This is a genomic window from Gemmatimonadaceae bacterium, assembly GCA_035606695.1.
Lineage (GTDB): Bacteria > Gemmatimonadota > Gemmatimonadetes > Gemmatimonadales > Gemmatimonadaceae > JAQBQB01.
Genome location: DATNEW010000024.1, coordinates 72,473 through 79,046, shown reverse-complemented (window position 1 = coordinate 79,046; position 6,574 = coordinate 72,473). Strand labels below are relative to the sequence as shown.

Annotated in this window: 7 protein-coding genes; all 7 read right to left on the bottom strand. The window is 62.8% G+C overall.

The genetic code is table 11. The annotated features are described in order from the left end of the window. Window positions 1–641: 641 nt before the first annotated feature. The 7 genes from VN706_10965 to VN706_10935 all read right to left on the bottom strand — a co-directional run bounded on the left by VN706_10965 (window position 642) and on the right by VN706_10935 (window position 6,572). Window positions 642–1,727 carry a transposase gene (locus tag VN706_10965; GenBank protein HXT16141.1) on the bottom strand — a complete coding sequence of 362 codons (1,086 nt, stop codon included), beginning with the start codon at window positions 1,725–1,727 and terminating at the stop codon, window positions 642–644. 791 nt (window positions 1,728–2,518) lie between these two features. Then, window positions 2,519–3,175, bottom strand: a complete 657-nt coding sequence (locus VN706_10960) for a hypothetical protein (protein HXT16140.1) — start codon at window positions 3,173–3,175, stop codon at window positions 2,519–2,521. An 8-nt stretch (window positions 3,176–3,183) separates the two neighbouring features. Beyond that, window positions 3,184–3,498, bottom strand: coding sequence for a hypothetical protein (locus VN706_10955; protein HXT16139.1), 315 nt, complete (start codon window positions 3,496–3,498; stop codon window positions 3,184–3,186). Beyond that, window positions 3,485–3,898: a hypothetical protein gene (locus VN706_10950; GenBank protein ID HXT16138.1), complete on the bottom strand. Its 414-nt coding sequence runs from the start codon at window positions 3,896–3,898 to the stop codon at window positions 3,485–3,487. Before VN706_10950 ends, VN706_10955 begins: the two co-directional genes overlap by 14 nt. A gap of 3 nt (window positions 3,899–3,901) precedes the next feature. Beyond that, window positions 3,902–5,119 (bottom strand): divalent metal cation transporter, encoded by a 1,218-nt coding sequence (locus tag VN706_10945; GenBank protein HXT16137.1) that lies wholly within the window; start codon window positions 5,117–5,119, stop codon window positions 3,902–3,904. 46 nt (window positions 5,120–5,165) lie between these two features. After that, complete coding sequence (locus tag VN706_10940; protein ID HXT16136.1) at window positions 5,166–6,002, bottom strand: cytochrome c oxidase assembly protein; 837 nt, start codon at window positions 6,000–6,002, stop codon at window positions 5,166–5,168. A 177-nt stretch (window positions 6,003–6,179) separates the two neighbouring features. After that, entirely contained in the window at window positions 6,180–6,572 is a 393-nt protein-coding gene (locus tag VN706_10935) for a hypothetical protein (GenBank protein HXT16135.1), read from the bottom strand. Window positions 6,573–6,574: the final 2 nt, after the last annotated feature.

The following is a 6,574-nucleotide window of genomic DNA, read 5'->3' as shown; positions in this document are numbered from 1 at the left end:
CCGCTCCGGCGCCCTGCGCTGACCGGCGTATATCAGCAGGATTCATCGTCGCTTTCGCCGTAGGTCCTCAGTCCTAGAACCCGACATTCATGACGTCGCAACAACCGTACGCCTTGACTTCTGCCCAGTCATATCAACGCCCCAGCTAAGCTGCGGGCGAAACAAAAAAAGAGTTGCAGCGCAGCCGCAACAATTCAATAGATCGCCCGTCAGCTTCAGCGTTCGTTCTATGAGAGCCATTGTCAAGAGCGGACTTCGTCCCGACTGATTGTTTTCGCGTTTGCTCGTGGACAATCAGCCCGGAATTCTGAGTCGTGCGCGAGTCCTTCCGCCGCGGTGCGTGCGGTCGGCTGTTGCCTTTCTTCATCGCCGGTTTTCTCCAGGCACTCCTGAGCGTGTGCAAGCGAAGCGGTCGCGCAAGGCGAACCATGGTTCTATCGGAGACTCGACCCCACGAGGTCGGCCTGACGCTTATTCGGGTTCTGCGGAAGGGCCTATGGTGAGACGAGGACCTCGACGGCCGAAGCGGTCGGGGAAACGAACGCTCTGAGACTGCCTTCCGCACCCACGCTCGAGCTCTGAAGCGGACGATGATGCCGCTCGTGCCGCGTCGCGGCTCGGCGCTAGCTGCCTTGCACGCTTCACTGAGTCGGATCGTAGTGCGCTCCGGTTTTCCACAGGTGTAAGGTCACGGCCGCCAGTTTTCGCGCGAGCGTTACCCGGGCCAAGTCGGCGCTGAGCCCGCGCGCCCGAACACCCTCATACCAATCCTGTAATGGCCCCGGCCGCGTCGCCGCGGTCGTCGCCGCGGTCGTCGCCGCGCTCTTGAACACGTCCTTCACTATCGGATTGTGATTGCGATTGAGCCCGCGCGTTTGGACCCAGCGCTTGCGCCGGCGCACGGGGCGATCGTCCGCGATGTCATACTCGGCGCTGGTCCGGCTGACGACCGCGAGTCCCGCATACGCCCACAGGTGCCGCTTCGTCCGAAACCGCCATGGCGTTTGCAGCGTCGCTAGCAGCAACGCTAGCAGCAACGCTAGCAGCAACGCGATGCGCACGGGACCGAAGTACGGAATGCGGCGCAACACCGGCCATGCGGGATCCCGCTGCGCTTCCTGCACCATCGCCGCCTTCACCCGTGGCCGCAACGCCTGCAACACGCCGAGCTGCGCATACAGCGTCTCGGCGCGAAACCGAGCGCCTGACTCGGAGAGCTGCGCGAGCCAGCGCTCGCGGTGCTGCGGGTGATAGACGCTCATCCCGGGCGTCTTGATACCTCGCGCGCGGTACAGCGCCTTCAGCCGCTGCATGACGCGTTTGGAGTCCTGGAGCACATTGGCATACGTCCGCGTCAGCTCCTTGAGTCGCGCGTGATCGCCCCGGTCGTGGTGGACCGCGCGGAGCCGCCCGAGACGCAACCGATCCGACAGATCATCGGCGTCGTGCTGATCATTCTTGTTCCCCGTAGTCGTGTCGCCGCGCCGATTGCACACCACGACCCGCTGGACGATAGGCGTCAACAGCTCCGACAACCACTGCGCTTGGGTGCCCTCCTCGAACGCCACGTGCACCGCGCCGCGCATCCTTCGAACAAACGCCAGCAGCGACTCGGCCTCGGTCGGGATGATGCTGCGCGCGATGATGCGACCACTTTCGTCGCGCACGCTGCTCACGGTCGTTGCCTGATGCACATCCAACGCGACATACTTCGTCGTCCGCTTCATGAGGGCCGCTCCTGGTTGTGATCCATGGTTGCTCGACACATCCATGCTAGCAGCCAGGGGCGTGCTCTCAATATCCGTTAGACCGCAACCACCGTCCAACCGCATGGTGACAAGGAACGATCGGTCACAGGCCGTCAAACCAACGGTCTCGCCCGTGACCGGCACCGGCCCAGTCCTTCTATAGATACAGTCGAGACGGACGCCCACTGCGATCGCACCCAAATACGCCCCGGCCGCCGCGCTTCGCCGAATGTCGTCACGTACATGCACGTGATTTTTGTGTCACGCACGAGAAGCAGCGTGTCGTGTCGTCTCACCGGCGTGCCAAGCCATGTCAGCAATGTTCGAGCAAACTGAGAATTGGCACAAGTCGTCTCGCCTTCCATGAATGCACCGTGCGCCGAGGTGTCATGCACGCTAGTGGTCCAAGCATGCGCCCTCGACAAATGAAAACGCCATCTCACGGAAGTGACATGCCCGCTCACGGTTCGAGCACGCCGATCGAGCGACGAGTCGAGCGACGAGTCGAGCGATCTCGAGATCGTGCATGCGCGCTCGACAAACGAAAATGCCAACCCCCCGTCGTGTCGAGGAGTCTCGCGAACGTGAAATATCCCGTAACGAAAATAGCAATGCGCGCTCGCCAACGAAGCAAGCGCGCTCACGAAAGCGAATTGCCGTCTCACCGCTCAAGCAAGCACTCTCGCGGTCGCGACAAGGGGCCAGCGTGGGTGACATCCACGCCACAGTACACCGGATTGGGCGGGCGCCGCTCCGAACCCGGCTGGCAGCTACTTCACGTTCAAATGCGTCATCAAGATCCTTCGAACATCCGCCGGCACATTAGACCGAATATCGTCGCGCAAGTAGAACTTCGCGCAGCGCATGACGAATTCATCATCAAACTCCGCGCATAAGTCAACGACTTGGCCGTTCATCTTCCAATACAGGCCGGATCGGAGATAAAAAATGTGTCCATTCGGGCACACGTATCGCCCGGACCAGCCACTCTGATCCGTGCCATCCTCCGCGAGGGTCCCTGTACAAAAGGGACATAGCCGAAACTCCCCGGCGTGAACGGCGGGCTTTACTCCCACCTCGGCGATACGCCGCAGCGTGACCGCCAGTTGGGTGTTCAGGTAGCGCCGTAATCCTTCCTCGGTCAGCCAGGCGTGAATGATCTCCGACTCCATCGCGTGCGACGAGTAGGAACCTTGAATACCGTGCGCTTTCTCCGTTACCGCAGCGTTTGGCGCCGCTGTCGCGATGAAGAAACCATGTCCCTCGCGGCATCTGAGGCCCACGAGAAAGACGTCGCCCAGCTCGACCTCCTTCAGGTCAGCTGCACAAGTCGGGCATTTGAGAACTGCAATAGACTGCCTGTTCTCCGCGGTGAGTCGCAATATGCCGTCAGTCGTCATGCTCGCGGTTGTTTGTGGCTCGGCCATCGATCAGCTCATTCCTCCACCCTCCGCAACCTCTCCTTCGCCACCTTCACCGTCACCCGCCCCACCTCCCCCAACTCCACGTCGGTCCACGGTATCCGATACTCCCACTTCGGAAACGGCAACAACCTGAAATAGGGCATGTGTTCGAGAAACCCGCCAATCCGCTCGAGCAACGCCACCGGCCCCACGTGAAACTCCGTCACCACCGGCTCGCCGTCGATCACCTCGACGATCATCTCCTCGAGGCGGCCGAGGACCTCGCCATTCACGTCGCGCACCTTCGTGCCGAGCAATCGCTCCGCATGCGCTTCATGCAGCTCCATTACGGCCCCCGCGCTCGCGTGTCTCGTCTTCCTTCCCGCGACTGAACGGAATGTGCTCGACGATCTTTACCCGCAGCCAATCTTCCAACGCGCTGATCGGGGTCACATCCGCGTCGAAGTCGAGCTCGAGCGTCGGCCCCTCACGCGTCACGCGACTCCACGGCACACGAAACGGCACGCCACGTCCTTCACCGAACTTTCGATCGTGGCGCGCATACCAATGCGCGAGACGCAGGCTGAATCGCCCCAGGAGCGTGATCGGGCTGACCTCCAAATAGGCGACGCGCGGCGGCTTTCCATCGCGCAGCTCCAGTACGATGCCGTCGACGCGACCGGCATTCTCGCCATGCACATCCACGAGTTGTTCGTCCAACACGTCGGCGATCAATCGAATGGGCATCGGTCATCCGCCTCCGATGATCTCGAGCGGGATCGAGACGATCGCCAGCACCGCGGCCATCAAGCTCACCACGAGCACGACGCCGTTGCCGATCGGGCCGTTGGTGTGCTTTCCAAGATATGTCTTGTCGTTCATTAATATCAAAAATGGAAAGACGCCAACGGGAAGCGACGCGGCAGTCAACGCCATCGCGATGTTCGTCAGCTTGAGCGGATCCAGACCGAGCAGCGGAAACAACACGGCGATGGCCACGATCGCGGTGTACGTCAGGCTGAACCGCGCATCGCGCCGCGGGCTCAGGTCCTCGCCCCATCGCCACCCGAACCCCTGCGCAACGAGATACGCCAGCGACAGCGAGATCTCGAGCGTCGCGCCGATGCACGCAATGCCCAGCGACGCCACGAACAACCAGAAGCCGGGGCGGCCCAGTACCGGCGTCAACAGACCGGTCAATTGCTCGTATTGCTGGACGTCGATGTGCCGCGGATGGAAGATCAACGCCGCGAGCACGAGCACCGCCACCGACAGGAACCCGCCAAACCCCATGCCGATCGCCGCGATCGCGCGGTTCACCGGGACATAACTCTCGTCCCACTTGTCCTCGATCGCGCCCGACGAATAGAAGTAGTAGAGATAGGGCGAGATCGACGCGCCGAGCACGCTCACCGCCCCGAACCAATACTTCGATGCATCGTGCGTGGGCAGCGTCGGCAACAGTCCCTTGCCGAGCGCCGCATAACTCGGATGCAGCTTGTACGCGGCGACGGCGAACGCCAGCGTCACGAGCCCGAGCAGCGATACGCCGTTCTCGATGAAGCTGAACGTCATGCGCCACAGGATGAACCACGCGAGCAGTCCTACGGGCACGGCCCACACCGGCAGCGGAATTCCGGTTGCGAGCTTGAGCGCGGCGGCGACGCCGCCGACTTCCGCGCCCAACGTCAGCATCGACACGAGCAGCATCACGAGCAGCGGCACGGCGAAGAATCGCACGCCGAAGCGCTCGCGCATCGCATCGGGAATCGTGTGCTTGCTCACCGCCGAGAAGCGGCCCGACATCTCCACGAGAAACGCGATGCAGATCGTGCCGACGAGAATCGACCACGCGAGCTGAAACCCGAAACCCGCGCCGGCCTGCGCGGCGGTGGCGATCGATCCGATCTCGAGAAAGCCGCCGACGCTCGTCACGATGCCGAGCGCGATCTGGAAGATCTTGTTCACGCGGGAAAGGGGTCCTTCGCTTCGCTCAGGATGACAGCGAGGGGGCTCAGGATGACAGCGAGGGGCTCACCCGTTCGGCCTCACTGACCGCCCACTCCGAGTCGCGCAGCCACGCGCGCATCACCGCGAGCGCCGCGACGAGATACGCCGCGCTCGCCGGCACCCACATGATCAACCCGGCGAGCTGCTGATCGGCCATCGGCGTCAAACCCCACGACGCCGCACCGCTCACGTACTCGGGATACCACGGTGAATGCGCGAACGTCATCAGCGCGCCGAGCACCGCGGTATGCACTGCGGTCGTGAACAGATAAACGATCGCCATCCCACGCTCGGCACGTCGCAACCCGTGCATGATGCTCCACCAGAAGAGCAGGGCGCTTCCGAGAAACGATGCATGTTGAAGCGCGTGCGCGGCCTCGCTGTGAAGCGTCGATTGAAACAACAACGGAATGTGCCACGCCCAAATGGCAATCGCGTGAATGAGCCACGCATCGAACGGCCGCGTCGCCCAGTGCCACGACTTGCGCACGGCGCTCGCGCGAATCACGCTCGCCACGCGCAAGCGCGACGGCCGATCGAACGCCCACAACAATACCGGGCCCGGCCGGCCAAGCACAAGCAACGGCGCGGCAAGCGCCATCAACAGCTCGTGCTGCAGCATGTGCGCGGAGAAGAGCTCCTCGGACATGCCGTGCAGCGGCGACACGAGCGCGACGATCAGCACCACATATCCAGCGACGAACGATGCGACGCCGCGGCCCGGAACGGCGCGAGGCGCAGCGAGACGCACGCGCGCCAATCCGCGCCAATACAATGCGCCGAGTACGAACACCGGAATGACGATGCCGGGCTCGAGTCCCCACTCTGGGAAGGTCGTCATCCCGAGGAGCGGAGCGACGAGGGATCTAGCGGGCCGATAGAGGGCACTCTATCGGGATGAAAGATCCCTCGCCTGCGGCTCGGGATGACAATCAGGAGGCGGCTCGGGATGACAGTCAGGAGGCGGCTCGGGATAACAATCAGGAGGCGGCTCGGGATGACGGGCAGCGTCATCCCGCTACGCCCGCATGCATGGATCGAACACGAAGATCGCGGCCCACTGCGCGAGAATCACGAGGGCAGAGAAGACACTCACCACCACTCCGACCAATCCCATCCAGCGCGTGCGCGTCGCGACGTCGGCGGCTTCTTCCTCGACACCACCACCGGCCGCTTTCCAATCCTTATATGCGGTCATCGCAACGCCGATGGTGACGATGAGACATAACGCGGGCACGACGTGCATCGCCGCGGGCTGATTCCGTCCGCACGCCCACATGTTCGTGCTGTAGATCAGCTCCTGATTGATCAACGCGACCGTTGGGCTAAGCACCCAGCCGAGCGCGAGGCTCAACAAGCCTGGCCACCGCGTGAACGCCCGCACGCCGTGATCCGACGGATTCTCCGTCAATA

Excerpts from the sequence above, each read along its gene's own strand:
- VN706_10965 (HXT16141.1), bottom strand. The coding sequence starts at position 1,727 with ATGAAGCGGACGACGAAGTATGTCGCGTTGGATGTGCATCAGGCAACG.
- VN706_10960 (HXT16140.1), bottom strand. The coding sequence starts at position 3,175 with ATGGCCGAGCCACAAACAACCGCGAGCATGACGACTGACGGCATATTG.
- VN706_10955 (HXT16139.1), bottom strand. The coding sequence starts at position 3,498 with ATGGAGCTGCATGAAGCGCATGCGGAGCGATTGCTCGGCACGAAGGTG.
- VN706_10950 (HXT16138.1), bottom strand. The coding sequence starts at position 3,898 with ATGCCCATTCGATTGATCGCCGACGTGTTGGACGAACAACTCGTGGAT.
- VN706_10940 (HXT16136.1), bottom strand. The coding sequence starts at position 6,002 with ATGACGACCTTCCCAGAGTGGGGACTCGAGCCCGGCATCGTCATTCCG.